We start from the raw sequence: 15950 nt of genomic DNA, 5'->3' as shown, positions 1-15950 counted from the left end.
CCCTCTCAAGCCGAATGGATCGTGCGCCACACCCGGTCAGGGGTTGCGGGCATTTCCAGATTGTTCTTGCCGATCGCATCCGTGATCGCATTGATCACGGCCGCAGAGGCGCCGATCGCGCCGGCCTCACCGCAACCCTTGATGCCGAGCGGATTGCCCGGGCACAGCGTCGTGGTGTGGGAGAGGTTGAAGGAGGGCACATCGTCGGCGCGCGGCATGGCGTAGTCCATGAACGAAGCCGTCACCGGCTGGCCGTTGCCGTCGTAGATCGCGTGCTCGAGCAGCGCCTGTCCGATGCCTTGAACCAGGCCGCCATGGACCTGCCCCTCGACGATCATCGGGTTGATCAGCCGGCCGAAATCGTCGGCCGCGACGAAGTTGACGAAGGAGGTCTTGCCGGTGCCAGGGTCGACCTCGAGCTCGCAGATATAGGTGCCCGCCGGGAAGGTGAAGTTGGTCGGGTCGTAGAAGGCACTTTCCTTCAGGCCCGGCTCCATCCCGTCAGGCAGATTGTGCGCGGTGTAGGCCGCGAGCGCCACCATCGGCAGCGCAATCGCCTTGTCGGTGCCCGTTACCTTGAACTCGCCGTTCTCGATGACGATGTCGGCTTCCGAGGCTTCGAGAGCATGCGCGGCGATCTTCTTGGCCTTGGCTTCCATCTTCTCCATGGCCTTCAGGATCGCGGTGAGACCGACGGCCGCGGAGCGCGAGCCATAGGTGCCCATGCCGAACTGCACCTTGTCGGTGTCGCCATGGACGATCGAGACCTGGCTGATCGGAATGCCGAGGCGCTCGGCGACGAGCTGGCAGAACGTGGTCTCGTGACCCTGGCCGTGGCTGTGCGAGCCGGTCAGGATCTCGATCGTGCCGACCGGGTTGACGCGCACTTCAGCGGATTCCCAGAGGCCGACGCCGGCACCCAGGCTGCCGACGGCTTTCGACGGCGCGATGCCGCAGGCCTCGATGTAGCAGGACACGCCGATGCCGCGCAGCTTGCCTTGCGCCTTTGCCTGCGCCTTGCGCGCGGCGAAGCCCGCATAGTCGATCGCCTTCATCGCCGCGTCGAGCGAGGCGTTAAAGTCGCCGACGTCATAGGCCATGATCACGGGCGTCTGGTGCGGGAACTGGGTGATGAAGTTGTTCCTGCGCAGTGCGGCCGGATCGACCTTGAGCTGCCGCGCCGCCGTCTCCATCATCCGCTCGACCAGATAGCTCGCTTCGGGGCGGCCCGCGCCGCGATAGGCGTCGACCGGCGTGGTGTTGGTGTAGACGCCGATCACCTCGGCATGGATCTGCGGGATGTTGTACTGGCCCGACAACAGCGTCGCGTAGAGATAGGTCGGCACGGCCGACGAGAACAGCGACATGTAGGCGCCGAAATTGGCGTAGGTCTTCACCTTCAGGCCGGTGATCTTGTTGTTGGCGTCGAACGCCATCTCGGCATGGGTGACGTGGTCGCGGCCATGTGCGTCCGTGAGGAACGCCTCGGTGCGGTCGCTGGTCCACTTCACAGGGCGGCCGGTCCTCTTCGAGGACCAGAGCGCCACCATCTCTTCCGGATAGATGTAGATCTTCGAGCCGAAGCCACCACCGACGTCTGGGGCGATGACGCGCAGCTTGTGCTCTGGGGCGATGTTGTAGAACGCCGACAGCACGAGCCGTGCCACATGCGGGTTCTGCGACGTCGTGTAGAGCGTGAAATGCTCTTCCGCCGTGTCGTAATTGGCGATCGCCGAGCGCGGCTCCATCGGGTTCGGCGCCAGGCGGTTGTTGGTGAGGTCCATCTTCACCACGTTGGCGGCCTTGGCGAAAGCAGCATCCGTCGCGCCCTCGTCGCCGATCACCCAGTCATAGACCTGGTTGCCGGGGGCCTCGGGATGAAGCTGCGGCGCGCCAGCCTTGATGGCGGCATGGACGTCGGCGACGACAGGGAGTTCCTCGTAGTCGACGACCACGGCTTCGGCGGCGTCGCGCGCCAGATTCTTGCTTTCGGCGATCACGACCGCGACGGCCTGACCGACGAAGCGCACCGTATCCGGCGCCATGGCCGGCCATGCGCCCATCTTCATCGGGCTGCCGTCCTTGGAGGTGATGGCCCAGCCGCAGATGAGATTGCCGACCTTGTCGTCGACCAGCTGCTGTCCGGTGAGCACCGCGACCACGCCCGGGATCTTCAGCGCGGCGGACGAATCGATCTTCTTCACCTTGGCATGCGCGTGCGGGCTGCGGATGAAATGGGCAAAAGTCATGCCCTGCAATTTGATGTCGTCAACGTACCGGCCCTTGCCGGTAATGAAACGCTTGTCTTCCTTGCGCACGACGCGCGCGCCGATGCCTTCAACACCCATGTCTGGTCCTCCCGACCGGAATTGTCTTGACCGCGCTTTCCCTCGAAAGCTGCAGCGGTTGTTCTTCTATCGAGGCGCGCCGCTTACTCGGCCGCCTGCGAGACCTTCATGCGTCCGGCTGCGTCCAGCACGGATTTGACGATGTTGTGATAGCCGGTGCAGCGGCAGATATTGCCTTCAAGCTCCTGACGGACGGTAGCTTCGTCGAGCTGGCCACCATGGCGGTGCACGATGTCGATCGCCGACATGATCATGCCCGGCGTGCAATAGCCGCACTGCAGGCCGTGATTGTCGCGGAAGGCGGCCTGCATCGGATGCAGCTCGTCGCCCTTGGCGATGCCTTCGATGGTGGTGACGCTGGCGCCGTCGGCCTGGCCGGCCAGCATCGTGCAGGACTTCACCGCCCTGCCGTCCATATGCACGACACAGGCGCCGCACTGGCTGGTGTCGCAGCCGACATGGGTTCCGGTGAGGTTGAGATGATCGCGCAAGACATGGACCAGCAGCGTGCGGTCCTCGACATCGACAGCAACGGCCTTGCCGTTCACCGTCAGTTTGACTGTAGACACGTGTGTACCTCCCGAATGTTTGTAGTTATTCCAATTAGAGACAGCGCGAACGGAACTTTGCAACTGGGATTTTGGTCGGCCTTCGTCATCGAAAGGTCATTGTGACGGCTGTCGCACACGCGCGATTCGGTCACAATGCTCCGTGCTGCCGCCAGCGCGTGACGCGGCCCTGCAAGAAGCTTTCGAGAACGATGTTCGCTTCGTCGGTGGCGGCCGTGCTCAACCGCATCGCGCGTCGGGCTTCTCGCGCGTCGTTTCTCCCTTGCTGCCTTGTTCGTTGTGCGAATAGGAGCACGCGCCCAGGCCGATGTAATCGCGATCTTGGTAGTAGGCGGTCGCGATCTAAGTCATTGATTTTGTTCGCTGCGATGCAGCGAACTGCCGCTGGCTGGGGACGTAGAGCGAAACGTCGAAGTCGCAACCCTCGGACGTCATTCCGGGGCCCGCGCCAAGAGGCGCGCCCCGGAATGACGTTGAGTGAGACATCAGAAGACGCAGCCCTAGTACTTCCTGGCGATTGATCGCGGCGGCGCGCGCCTCTAGTCGAGCTGGACAAGCAACAGCAAAGGGGTGGACACGATGCAGATGAACGACAGTCAGCGCATCGCGGCGTCGAAGGCGATGGTATGGGCCGCGCTCAACGATCCCGAGATTCTCAAACGCTGCATCCCCGGCTGCCAATCGCTCGAGATGGCATCTCCGACAGAGATGGTTGCGACCGTGGTGCTGAAGGTCGGACCGGTGAAGGCGACATTCAGTGGCAAGGTCACACTTGCCGATCTCGACGCGCCCAACAGCTATCGCATCATCGGCGAAGGCGCAGGCGGCGTCGCGGGCTTTGCCAAGGGCGGCGCGAAGGTCAGGCTCGAGGAAGAATCGCCTGATGTAACCATCCTGCACTACGAGGCCGAGGCGCAGATTGGCGGCAAGCTCGCGCAGCTCGGCGCACGGCTGATCGATTCGACCTCGCGCAAACTCGCTGCGAACTTCTTCGAAAGTTTTGCGGCATTGGTAGCGCCATCAACGTGACGGGCGCGTGTGTTTGCGGAAATTCGATAGTGCATGTCGAGCTACAAAATAGGGGAAAGACGCGAATTTCGACAACGAGATGTATGGCGGACGTCGCCATTGATTTGCACTACTACCTTCCGCCCATACTCAGCGCGAAACGACGATGTTGTAATTCCCGACGATGGTTCGCAGCAAACTGCGTATCACGAGCGCGCCGCGCTCGAGCGCCCAACGTGGTGCAGACAACAACATCGGAGGGAATACATGACCTTTGGAACCAAGGGCTTCTTGGCTGGCATTTCGATGATTGCGATGCTGGCCGCCGCCTCATCAGGCGTTCGCGCCAACGACTCCCTGATCAAGGCGCAATCGGATGCCAACCAGTGGGCCGTCGCCGGCCACGACTACGGCAACACGCGCTTCAGCCCGCTCAACCAGATCAACACCGAGAACGCCGGCAAGCTGACGCTCGCTTATTCGTTCTCGCTCGCCTCGCTGCGTTCGAACGAATCCTCACCGATCGTCGTCGGCAACACGCTCTACGTTTCGAGCTCGTGGGGGCCGAAATACGTCTACGCGCTCGATGCAGCCACGGGGCAGCGCAAATGGACCTTCGAGCCCGATATTCCCGATGACGTGCTGCAATTCGCCTGCTGCGACGTGAATAGCCGCGGCGTCTCCTATGCCGACGGCAAGATCTTCGTCGGCCGCCTCGACGGCAAGCTGACGGCGCTGGATGCGGCGACCGGCAAGACGCTGTGGACGTCGAAAGTGGTCGACTACAAGCAGGGCTCGGTCATCACCTCGCCGCCGCTCGTCGTGCGCGACAAGGTCATCACCGGATTTGGCGGCGGCGAATACGGCGTGCGCGGTTCGCTGCAGGCCTTCGATATCAATACCGGCAAGCAGGTCTGGCAGACCTTCACTGTTCCCTCGCCGGAAGAGCCCGGCGGCGACAGCTGGAAAGGCGACACCGCCCAGCATGGTGGCGGCGCGGCCTGGCTGGTCGGCTCCTACGATCCGAAGAGCGACACAGTCTATTGGGGCACCAGCAATCCCGGCCCCTGGAACACCGCAGTGCGTTCGACCGGCGACGGCAATTTCGGCAAGCTGACCAACCTCTACACGGCTTCGACGCTCGCGCTCGATCCCAACACCGGCAAGATCAAGTGGCACATCCAGACCACGCCGGCCGACGCCTGGGACTATGACGGCGTCAACGAAGCCGTGCTCGCCGACCTGAAGATCGGCGGCAGCACCGTTCCGACGCTGATGAAGGCGGATCGCAACGGCTATTTCTTCGTCGCCAATCGCGAGACCGGCAAGGTTCTCTCGGCGGAGAAGTACGTGTTCTCCAACTGGGCCAAGAAGTGGGACGTCAACACCATGCGTGCGGAAGAGGATCCGGACAAGCGTCCGGGCCCGAACCATCCGGCCAAGGACATCTGCCCGAACCTGATCGGCGGCAAGAACTGGCAGCCGATGTCCTTCAATCCGCAGACGGGCCTCGTCTACATCCCCTCCAACAATGTCTGCATGGACTGGTCGGTCTCGGACGTGTCCTACAAGCGCGGCGTGTTCTATCTCGGCGCCGAATTTCCGACCAAGGAAGGCCCCGGCGGCTTCCTGGGCGAACTCATGGCCTGGGATCCGGTCGCCCAGAAGAAGGTCTGGTCGATCAAGGAAGACCTGCCGTTCAACGGCGGCACGCTGACCACGGGCGGTGGCCTGGTGTTTGCCGGCAACATTCACGGCGACTTCCGCGCCATCGATGCGAAGTCAGGCGCAGTGCTCTGGAGCAAGAATCTCGGCTCCGGGATCGGCGCGGGGCCTGTGACCTACCAGGTCGACGGCAAGCAATATGTCGCCATCGTCGTCGGTCGCACGGCTGCGCTGCCCGCGTTCCTGGGCGAGGTGGGCAAGAAGATGACGGCCGCTGCGCCCGAGGGCGGTTCCCTCTTCGTGTTCTCCGTCCAGTGATCCTCGCGCGCGTATCCCAGAGGTGACGGGATACGCGCGCGCTTTTTCAGGACAATGGTTGCGGCATCGGCTGATGCCTCTTGCCGCAACGCCTGGTTCAACAGGGCTCCGACCCACCAAAGCCATGGGAGACGAGGGTGCGTCCGAATTTTTCCGGCATCGGCACGAGCCGCAATCGCGCCATCTCAGGCCTGCTCGCATGTGTCGCTGCAACGCTGATCACTCCGGTCTCGCCGTTGCACGCAGACGAGGCGCAGCCGTTCCGTCTCTGTGCCGATCCGACCAATCTGCCGTTCTCGAGCGATAGTCCGGCGCAGCCGGGCTTCTATGTCGAGATCGGTCAGGCGCTGGCGCATGCGCTCGGCCGGCCGATCGCCTATGACTGGTACAAATCCTATTTCGGTAAGCGCACGGTGCGCGTCACGCTGCTCGGCAAGCAATGCGATGCCATGATCGGACTGCCGCGCTCCGAGGATTTCATGGGCCCGGCCGTGATCTTCTCCAACTCGTTCGCGAAGGAAGGCTATGCCCTGGTGGCGGCGAAGGGGCAGGTGATCGGCGGCGTCGATGGGCTCAAAGGCAAGCGGGTTGCGGTGCAGTTCGCCAGCACGCCACAAAACCTGCTCGCAAGCCGGGACGACATCCAGAAGGTGACGGTGCTGTCGCCGGAAGAAGGCATGCAGGCGCTTGATCAGGGCAAGGCCGATGTCGCCTTCATCTGGGGACCCGTCGCCGGCTGGCTGAACAAGACCAGCTACAACGATCGCTATCAGATTCAGCTGACCGAGGGTGAGGGCCTGTCATGGGATGCCGCCATCGGCTTTGCGAAGACATCCACTGAGCTTCGCGATCGCGTCGACGCCGTCCTGCCGCAGCTTCAAACGACTATCGGCGAGCTCGCGGTGAAGTATGGCTTGCCGGCGGGACAGCCGGTGCGCTTCGGCGCGGCCACAGTGCCGTCGGGAACGACGACGGGAACCGGAACCGGCGCCGGCGTGACTGAGGTCGCAAACGTGGTGGCGACCGAGACCAAGGGTGACGCGGCTGCTCCGAGCGGCGAAGCCGTCGGCGCGGGCAAGGAGATCTTCAACGGCACCTGTGCGCATTGCCACGGTCCCGACGCCATCCAGAGCGAGCGGAAAATCGACCTCCGGCTGTTGCGCCACCGCTACGGCGACGACGTCCGCAATGTGTTCTGGAAAACCGTGCATGAAGGCCGGCCGTCCAAGGGCATGCCGGCCTGGCAGGAGGTCTTCACCGACGAGCAGTTCGACAGCATCTATTCCTTCCTGCTGACGGTCCAGACAGAATCGAACGACTGAACGTCCCTGACCTTACGGGAGTGCGCAGATGTGCTAGCGTCCATTCATCGTCCTCCCGACGCCGGACCGACTCGGGGCGGATGCTCTGCTGCCGCTCATGCGGTCGATTTCCTGGAAGGCGCCATGGCCAGCTTCCTGATCATCGATGATCATCCGCTGTTTCGCGAGGCGCTCGGCAATGCCGTGCGGCTGGCGTTGCCCGAGGCTCGAATTCTCGAGGCGATGTCGATCGAGGATGCCATGCATACCCTCGCGGCCGAGCAGGGAATTGACCTTGCGTTGCTGGACCTCTCGCTGCCCGATGCGACAGGATTCTCGGGTTTCCTTCGTCTGCGCGAGGCCTATCCGCGCCTGCCCGTCGCCATCGTGTCCAGCGAGGAGGACCAGCGCGTGGTTGGCGAGGCGCTGGCGCTGGGAGCCGCCGGCTATCTGCCCAAGTCGACGTCGAAGCGTGAGCTGGCCCAATCGATCGAAGGCGTGTTGAGCGGATCGGTGTCGGTGCCGAAGGATTTTGTCGGCGCGCCGCAGCGGCGCCGGACTGAGGCCAGCAAGGCCATCGAGGTCAAGCTGCGCGAACTGACACCGCAGCAGCTTCGCGTGCTCGACCTGTTGCGTCGCGGCTATCCGAACCGGCAGATCGCCCAGGAGCTGCAGCTCGCGGAGTCGACAGTGAAGGCGCACATCACCGAGATCCTGCGCAAGCTCGGTCTGTTCAGCCGCAACAAGGCGGTCATCGAAATCGGCAAGATGGATCTGCCGGATCCGCGCAGCCGGCCCAATGCGCGCCCCGATCGCGGAAGGTCCTCGTGATGGGCAGTGTCGTTCTTGAGCTGGATCAAGCCGGTGTGACCTGGCTGGGACATTCTCACAATCCGATATTCACGGTGGCTCAGGCGCGATGCGATTTCTGATTGTCGAAGACCATCCGTTGTTTCGCGAGGCGCTCGAAGGCGCGCTCCAGATGGTCGAGCCTGCGGCCGAGATTTTCCAGGCGGTTTCGATCGACGGAGCGCTCGAGCAGGTCGCGGCGACCCCGGAGTTCGACCTCATCCTGCTCGATCTGTCGATGCCGGGCACGACAGGTCTTTCGGGCGTCATCCGCATTCGCAAGACGTTTCCCAGGATTCCTGTCGTGATCGTGTCCGCGCATCAGGATCCGCAGATCATTTCCGCTGCATTGTCGCTCGGCGTTGCCGGCTACATCCTCAAATCTTCCTCCAAGCAGGATCTTGCGCAGTCGATCGGCGAGGTGCTGCGCGGCGCGGTCTGTGTTCCCACCGCCTATCGCGCGACGCGTCCGCAACGCGCCGGCGGCCCCGCGCAGGATCTCATCAAGCGCCTGCACGATCTGACGCCGCAGCAATTGCGCGTGCTCGAAATGCTCAAGCGCGGTCTGCAGAACAAGCAGATCGCCTACGAGCTCAAGATTTCAGAGACGACGGTGAAGGTCCATGTCTCCGACATCCTGCGCAAGCTCAACGTGCTGAGCCGCACCAAGGCCATCGTCGAAATGTCCCTCATCGATTTCGCGACGCTGGCCGCGGAGGGCGGCACGGCGAGGCACGAGCGTGCCCGGCCGGATCAGCCGTGACGCGATTCTAGGCCGTCTCGTCGCGTTGGTGGGGAGCAAAATCGTAGATAATTTCTTCAATGAATCAAATCATTGGAGGCGGTTAGTATAATACCGGTACTGTGCATGGGGTTGTTTTACGTGTTTGCGCGTGCAGCTAGCTCAACAGGAACGACAGCAGCGCACGCATCTCGGCCGGCTTGATCGGCTTCTTCAGGATTTCGAGCCCGCACAGGCTCGCTTCCTTCGCGGCCTTTTCGGAATAGTCGGCGGTGATGATCATGGCCGGCACCGCCATGTCCAGCTTCTGCCTGATATCAGCGACCACCGACAGCCCGCTTTCGCAATGGTCGAGGTGAAGGTCTGCGATGACTGCATCCGGCGCACCACCGAGCTCGCTGAGGCGCAGCAATGCGTCCGCGCCCGACCGCGTGGTGGCGACATCGCAGCCCCAGCCTTCGAGCAAGGCCGCCATCGCCTCCGAGCCCGACGGATCGTTTTCGATCAGAAGGATCTTGGCGCCTTCGAGCCCGCCATAATGCTGCTCCGCGAGCTTGACGGCATGGGCCTCGTCGCTGACCTCGGCGCGATCGGCCGGCTCCATCTCGAGGGTGAAGGTCGACCCCTGGCCGATCTGCGATGACAGGCGTACCTCGTGCCCGAGCACGGTTGCGAAGCGGCGCACGATGGAGAGGCCGAGCCCGAACCCGGCCTGGTCGGTTGCGCTGGCATCGCCGCGCTGGAACTCGCGGAAGATCGCCTCCTGTTGCGTCTGCGGAATTCCCGGCCCGGTATCGGACACCTCGACATAGACCCGATCGGCGCGACGGCCGCAATCCATGGTGACACTGCCAGCCCGCGTATAACGGATCGCATTTGCGATCAGGTTCTGCAGGATCCGGCGCAGCATCATCGCATCCGACGACACCGCCAGCTCCGTGGTGCAGATGCGCAGAGCCAGACCCTGCCGCGCGGCGATCGGCTCGAATTCGTTGCGCAGCTGCGCGAACAGAGGCGCCAGCGCCAGAGGGCGCACGTCGGGCTTGAGCGCGCCGGCGTCGAGCTTGGCGATCTCCAGCAGCGAGCGCAGCAGATCTTCCAGCGTCAGCAGCGAGCGGTCGACCTGATCGATCAGGAGGCCGGCCTCCTGCGATTCCATCATCTCCGTCAGCGCCGACAAGGTCAGGCGCGCCGCGTTCAAGGGCTGCAGCAGGTCGTGGGTGACCGAAATCAACACCGAGGATTTCAGTGAGCTCGCCGCCTCCGCCTGCTGCTTGGCCCGATACAGGCCTTCGTTGGCGCGTTCGATCGAATGCAGCGCCTCACGCAGCTGATACGTCCGGTCGCGAACCTGGTGGTCCAGCGCGATGGCGGTTTCGAACAATGAAAAGGCGTTGAGCTGCTGGTCCATCGAGCGCTCGACGCGGGACATCAGCGCGGCATTGATCTTCTTCAGCTTCGCGGCCTCGCGCCGCAGCTGCTCGACCGTCTCAGGATCCTGCCAGGTCTCGGTCACGCCTGCCGCCTGCCGATGGCGACGCCTGTGAACGTCTGGTTCACATGCATCGAGCCGAATTGTTCGCCGTAGGTATGGAAACCGACGACCCGGTTCTCTCGATAGAGTTCGGACATGTCACGGGCGAGCTGATGCTGCTCGGCATCCAGCCGGCGCAGCAGGCACTCGAAGCCGATATAGAGAGACACCTCGCCGATCTGGTCCTGCGTTTGCGCAAAGACGTCCTGCGTCGAGCCGACCAGACTTCGCGAGGTCGCAGCGGTGAGCACCATGCCCTCGTCGATGGCGCAAAAGAAATGCAGTGAGCCGTCGGGCTCGACGCGCTGGATCGACCGCGCGTAGTAGGAGCCACCGACGCGCACCAGCACCGGATGGGATGCAAACGAGAAAGGGTCGAGCTTGGCGTCATCCATGATCCCGACCATCCGGGAATATTCCTCGGCGGCGGGCTCGGCGTTCAGCTCCTTCACCGTGCGGCTCTCGATGTCGGCTTCAGTGACCACCATCTTCTGCGGCATCGGCTCGAAATTATCGCATTTGAAGACCCTGAAGGGCAGTGACGTGTTCAGAAGGATCAGCAGGGCGGCATTGGTGTAGGCGTTGCCTTCGAAGAATACCCAGGTCTTCTCGAAGCGCAGTCCGTCGCCTGCCGACCCCCCGACAACAGGGATGTCATCGAGCGAGGCGTAGATCGCGGACATCACCGCCTCTTCCCGGCGGCAGAGCCCGTCGATCAGGACCAGGCCGAACGAATTGCCTCGGTCCACCTGCGGGGTCACGCGCAGGAGCTCGTGGCGCAACTCGCCGCCGATCCGCCGGCCGTCCTCGACCCGGAAGCTATCGAGATTGAGGATCGGCCGGACCACGGCGGAAAAATCAGTGCGGCTGAACGCCAGGACCACCACGCTGTTTTCGTCCCAGCCGTCGGGTGCGAGCTCGCCCGCGGTCGTGCAGCCGCAGACCGGGGTCGAGTCGAATTGCCGGGTGAATTCGGTAATGAACTGGTGCGGGTCGTAGTGGGGTGAGAGGAAGACCAGGATCAGCGCCAAGTCGTCCGAAGGCAGCTGCGCCAAAAGCTCGGCTACAGCTCCATCGACGGTCGCAGCCTTTGATTTCGCAACGGCAACGCCGGATGCGTCGCCAAACCGAAAGTCGGCTTGCCCCACTCCGTTTCTCCCTCGAGGCTCAGCCCGGTCTCGCGCCGAGTGCCTGACAAGTGTCCAGACAGTAAGGCGTTTTCGGCCGTGCCGCAACACGGCGACCGGATAGGGCGGGCCTGGTCAGGCCGAAAGGGTTAGCTCCGACGGTATGCCGAATTTACCGCCCCTTATTGTTTCTGCCCTAGTTTTGCGCATCCGGGTTAGGAGGCGGGGCGCCTCCGGATCGCGGTTGAATAGCATAAATGGGGGTTGGAATGTCCGGGCGTACCGCGTCGCCGTCGAAGCGCAGCATGTTTCCGACCCTCCGGTTCCGCGCCAAGATCATCCTCGGCTTTGCCGCCGTGCTGGTGATCTCCGCCGGCAGCATGGCGTTCGCCTATTTCGGCTTCGAGCGGGTCTCATCGGGCGTGGGCTCTTATCGGAGCAGCGTCTCGGAGGCCGATCTCGCCCGCAATATCGATCGCGAGCTGCTCGGCTACCGATCCGCCGTCAAATATTTCGTCGTCACCGGCAAGGAAGACGACGCCAAGGTGGCGCTCGACGCCGAGGCCAGCCTGAAGAACGCCATCGACCAGGCCGTCAAGAGCGCCAAGACGCCGGCGCGGCAGGACAGCCTCGACAAGCTGGCCAAGGAGTTTTCGAACTTCTCTGCGACCTTCGCCAAGGTCCTCCAGGCCAAGCGCGACAGTGTGCTGCTGGTGCAGAACCAGCTCTCGCGCCAGGCCAATCTCCTGAAATACAAGCTCGATGATATCGGCAACAATGCCTCCGATTCCGAGGCGCAAGCGATCGAGTTCGGCACCAAGCAGGTCAACGCCCAGTTTCAGACCGCCAGCGCAGCGGCGACCAATTTCGTGCTGACGTCCGATCAGGCGATCGCAACCAGCGCGCTGGCGCGGCTGAAATTCGTCGAGAACTCGCTGGGCGCGGTCTATTCCATGGACGACAAGATCGTCGCCGGCCTGAAGGATGCCAAGACTATTCTCGTTGCCTATCGCGAAGCGCTGGAGAAGCTGATCGCCAATGCCAAGCTGGTCGACGATCTCGTCACCGAGATGAGCGGCTCGGCGGGTGCGATCCTTCGCGGCGCCTCGGCCATGAAGGCGGATCTGGTCGCCGAGCAGCAGCGCCTTGAAGCGGAATCTGAAGCGACGATCGGGAAGACCGAGCAATTGGTGCTGATGCTCGCCGTCGGCGGTACCTTGCTCGGTGCGGTCCTCGCCTTCCTGCTCGGCACCGGCATCTCGCGGCCGATGATTGCGATGTGCAAGGCGATGCGTGAGCTCGCCTCGGGCAATTTCGACGTCGTGCTGCCCGGCCTTGGCCGCAAGGACGAGATCGGCGAGATGGCCGGCGCGGTCGAGGAGTTCAAGGTCCAGGCGGTGGCCAAGGCGGAGCGTGATGCCGCCGCCAGCGAAGCCCAGAGCAAGGAGCAGGCAGCAAGCCGCCGCGCCGAGCTGATCCGCTTTGCCGATGATTTCGAGAGCGCCGTCGGCGCCATCGTGTCGAACGTGTCGGCCTCCGCCGTCCAGCTCGAATCCTCGGCGTCCACACTGACCCGCACCGCCGAGACCACGCAGACCCTGTCGAGCCAGGTCGCCGGCGTCTCCGAGCAGGCTTCCAACAACATGCAGTCGGTCGCAACTGCGACCGAAGAGCTGTCGGCCTCGGTCGAGGAGATCGGCCGCCAGGTCAGAGATTCCAGCCGCATTGCCGAAGCCGCCGTGGTGCAGGCCAGGGAAACCGACGGCCGCATCGGCAAGCTCTCGCATGCCGCCCAACAGATCGGCGAGGTGGTCAAGCTGATCACCGCGATCGCCGAACAGACCAATCTTCTGGCATTGAATGCCACCATCGAAGCGGCGCGTGCCGGTGAAGCAGGCCGCGGCTTTGCCGTGGTCGCGAGCGAAGTGAAGTCGCTGGCGAGCCAGACGGCGAAGGCCACCGACGAGATCTCCTCGCACATCGCGGGCATGCAGGGCGCCACCGCCGAGTCAGTCGCCGCGATCAAGGAGATCGGCGCGACCATCGGCAAGATCTCATCGATCTCGACCTCCATCGCCAGCGCGGTGGAAGAGCAGGGCGCCGCCACCCAGGAGATCGCCCGCAGCGTCCAGAACGTGGCCCAGGGCACCCAGACCGCCGCGACCGACATCGGTCAGGTCAATCGCGGCGCCGCTGAAACCGGTTCAGCCTCGGAAGAGGTGCTGAACTCGGCGAAGACTTTGTCGAGCGAAAGCACGCGCCTGCGCGCCGAGCTCGACCGCTTCATGGCGAATATCCGGGCGGCGTAGCGCCGAGCCCCGCGTCACCTAACCGCAAGTTGCGCCGCAGCAAATTTACCGCGGCTTATCCTTTGCCATTTACCGTGCATTCGAGTCGGGGAGCGGGCTGCTGCCCGGCCGCGCCTGGTTTTCGGCGAATGGAGTGGGGTGGGGGATGTCTGTCAAGTCGAAGCCGAGCTCATCGAAGCTCTTCACCTTGCGTTTTCGCGCAAAGATCATCCTCGGTTTCGTGGCGGTGCTCGCCATCCTCGCCGTCAGCATGGCCTTTGCCTACTTCGGCTTCGAGCGAATCGCGAGCGCGGTCGCCTCTTATCGCACCAGCGTGGCGGAAGCCGACCTGGCGCGGACGATCGATCGCGAATTGATCAGCTATCAGGGCCTGACCCGTGCCTACACGCTGACCGGCATGGCGGATGACGAAACGGCAGCCAAAGCGGCCGAAGAGAAGTTGAAGGCGGCGATTGCGAAGTCGATGTCGGCCACGTCGGGTGCGGCGCGCCGCGAGCAGGTCGGCAAGCTCGAGACCGAATTCCAGCGCTTCGCAAAGATTTTCGGCGAGATCATCACGCTGACCCGCGAGAACAACAAAATCGCAGCAGATGAGCTCAACAGCGTCGGCAACAAGATCCGTTTCAAGTTCGACGATCTTGCCGATACCGCTGCGCTGGCGGGCCTGAGCTCGGTCCAGAGCACGGCCAAGGACATCACTTCGCAATACCTCGCGGTCTCAACCTCGGTCAGCGCCTTCGTCGCCAAGCCGGAGCCGAAGACTGCTGATGGCGTCATTGCCCGCATCAAGTTCCTGGAGACGCTGCTGGTCTCGATCTATGCCGCCGACCAGAAGATCACCGACCGCGTCACCGAGATCGGTAATCTGCTGAAGCAATACCGCGCATCCTTCGCAAAGCTGTCCGAGAACGTGAAGGTCATCGCCAAGGCGAACGCCGAGATGACCAAGACGGCGGCGTCCATCCTCCAGCTTTCGGGCGAATTGCGGTCGGACCTGTCGGCCGATCAGCAACGCATCGAGGCGGGCGCCAATACGACGATCGGGGAAACCGAGCAGCTGATGTTGATGCTGGCGCTGGGTGGTCTTGCCATCGGCGCCGTGCTGGCGCTGATGCTCGGCAATGGCATTTCGCGGCCGATGATCGCGATGTGCAAGGCGATGCGTGAGCTCGCCTCGGGCAATTTCGATGTCGTGCTGCCCGGCCTTGGCCGCAAGGACGAGATCGGCGAGATGGCCGGCGCGGTCGAGGAGTTCAAGGTGCAGGCCGTGGCCAAGGCGGAGCGCGATGCCGCCGCCAGCGAAGCCCAGAGCAAGGAGCAGGCAGCAAGCCGCCGCGGCGAGCTGATCCGCTTTGCCGACGATTTCGAGAGCGCCGTTGGCGCCATCGTCTCCAACGTCTCGGCCTCCGCCGTCCAGCTCGAGTCCTCGGCATCCACGCTGACCCGCACCGCCGAGACCACGCAGGCGCTGTCGAGCCAGGTCGCCGGCGTCTCCGAGCAGGCTTCCAGCAACATGCAGTCGGTCGCAACTGCGACCGAAGAGCTGTCGGCCTCGGTCGAGGAGATCGGCCGCCAGGTTAGAGATTCCAGCCGTATCGCCGAGGCCGCCGTGGTGCAGGCCAGGGAAACCGACGGCCGCATCGGCAAGCTCTCGCATGCCGCGCAGCAGATCGGCGAGGTGGTCAAGCTGATCACCGCGATCGCCGAACAGACCAATCTTCTGGCACTGAATGCCACCATCGAAGCGGCGCGTGCCGGTGAAGCAGGCCGCGGCTTTGCCGTGGTCGCGAGCGAAGTGAAGTCGCTGGCGAGCCAGACGGCGAAAGCAACCGACGAGATTTCGTCGCAGATCGCGGGCATGCAGGGCGCCACCGCCGAGTCAGTCGCCGCGATCAAGGAGATCGGCGCGACCATCGGTAAGATCTCGTCGATCTCGACCTCCATCGCCAGCGCGGTGGAAGAGCAGGGCGCCGCCACCCAGGAGATCGCCCGCAGCGTCCAGAACGTGGCCCAGGGCACCCAGACCGCCGCGACCGACATCGGTCAGGTCAATCGCGGCGCCGCTGAAACCGGTTCAGCCTCGGAAGAGGTGCTGAATTCGGCGAAGACGCTGTCGAGCGAAAGCACGCGCCTGCGTGCCGAGCTCGACCGCTTCATGGCGAACATCAGGGCGGCGTAGG

The 15950-nt window shown here is 63.6% G+C and carries 11 protein-coding genes; 7 read left to right on the top strand and 4 right to left on the bottom strand.

Annotated elements, in window-relative coordinates; translation table 11 throughout:
• Positions 1-5 precede the first annotated feature (5 nt).
• Together M2427_RS19805 and M2427_RS19800 are read right to left on the bottom strand one after the other, a co-directional pair.
• Positions 6-2348 carry a xanthine dehydrogenase family protein molybdopterin-binding subunit gene (locus M2427_RS19805; RefSeq protein WP_280708239.1) on the bottom strand — a complete coding sequence of 781 codons (2343 nt, stop codon included), beginning with the start codon at positions 2346-2348 and terminating at the stop codon, positions 6-8.
• Between the two features lie 83 nt (positions 2349-2431).
• The gene (locus M2427_RS19800; protein ID WP_280708238.1) at positions 2432-2917 is read right to left on the bottom strand and encodes a 2Fe-2S iron-sulfur cluster-binding protein; all 486 of its coding nucleotides are present in this window, start codon (positions 2915-2917) and stop codon (positions 2432-2434) included.
• A 579-nt stretch (positions 2918-3496) separates the two neighbouring features.
• On the opposite strand from M2427_RS19800, the gene M2427_RS19795 reads away from it, so the two are divergent.
• The 5 genes from M2427_RS19795 to M2427_RS19775 all read left to right on the top strand — a co-directional run bounded on the left by M2427_RS19795 (position 3497) and on the right by M2427_RS19775 (position 8821).
• The gene (locus tag M2427_RS19795; protein ID WP_280708237.1) at positions 3497-3946 is read left to right on the top strand and encodes a carbon monoxide dehydrogenase subunit G; all 450 of its coding nucleotides are present in this window, start codon (positions 3497-3499) and stop codon (positions 3944-3946) included.
• A 246-nt stretch (positions 3947-4192) separates the two neighbouring features.
• Positions 4193-5908: a PQQ-dependent methanol/ethanol family dehydrogenase gene (locus M2427_RS19790; RefSeq protein WP_280708236.1), complete on the top strand. Its 1716-nt coding sequence runs from the start codon at positions 4193-4195 to the stop codon at positions 5906-5908.
• A 137-nt stretch (positions 5909-6045) separates the two neighbouring features.
• On the top strand, positions 6046-7230 hold the full coding sequence (locus M2427_RS19785; protein ID WP_280708235.1) for a transporter substrate-binding domain-containing protein: 1185 nt from the start codon (positions 6046-6048) through the stop codon (positions 7228-7230).
• Between the two features lie 123 nt (positions 7231-7353).
• Complete coding sequence (locus M2427_RS19780) at positions 7354-8040, top strand: response regulator transcription factor (protein WP_280708234.1); 687 nt, start codon at positions 7354-7356, stop codon at positions 8038-8040.
• Positions 8041-8128: 88 nt separating this feature from the next.
• Entirely contained in the window at positions 8129-8821 is a 693-nt protein-coding gene (locus tag M2427_RS19775; RefSeq protein ID WP_280708233.1) for a response regulator transcription factor, read from the top strand.
• A gap of 136 nt (positions 8822-8957) precedes the next feature.
• Here the strand turns inward: M2427_RS19775 and M2427_RS19770 are convergent, their stop codons facing one another.
• Together M2427_RS19770 and M2427_RS19765 are read right to left on the bottom strand one after the other, a co-directional pair.
• Positions 8958-10316, bottom strand: coding sequence for a hybrid sensor histidine kinase/response regulator (locus M2427_RS19770; protein ID WP_280708232.1), 1359 nt, complete (start codon positions 10314-10316; stop codon positions 8958-8960).
• Positions 10313-11482 (bottom strand): FIST N-terminal domain-containing protein, encoded by a 1170-nt coding sequence (locus tag M2427_RS19765; protein ID WP_280708231.1) that lies wholly within the window; start codon positions 11480-11482, stop codon positions 10313-10315. The genes M2427_RS19770 and M2427_RS19765 overlap by 4 nt, the downstream gene beginning before the upstream one ends.
• A gap of 248 nt (positions 11483-11730) precedes the next feature.
• Between M2427_RS19765 and M2427_RS19760 the strand changes: the two genes are divergently transcribed.
• A complete protein-coding gene (locus M2427_RS19760; RefSeq protein ID WP_280708229.1) occupies positions 11731-13770 on the top strand; it encodes a HAMP domain-containing methyl-accepting chemotaxis protein in 2040 nt (679 codons plus the stop codon).
• Positions 13771-13915: 145 nt separating this feature from the next.
• Positions 13916-15949, top strand: a complete 2034-nt coding sequence (locus M2427_RS19755; protein ID WP_280708226.1) for a HAMP domain-containing methyl-accepting chemotaxis protein — start codon at positions 13916-13918, stop codon at positions 15947-15949.
• The last annotated feature ends 1 nt before the right edge of the window (position 15950 follow it).

This window comes from Bradyrhizobium sp. BR13661, from assembly GCF_029892425.1.
GTDB lineage: Bacteria > Pseudomonadota > Alphaproteobacteria > Rhizobiales > Xanthobacteraceae > Bradyrhizobium.
The sequence above is the reverse complement of the archived record's forward strand: the minus strand, read 5'-3'. Positions and strand labels throughout refer to the sequence as shown.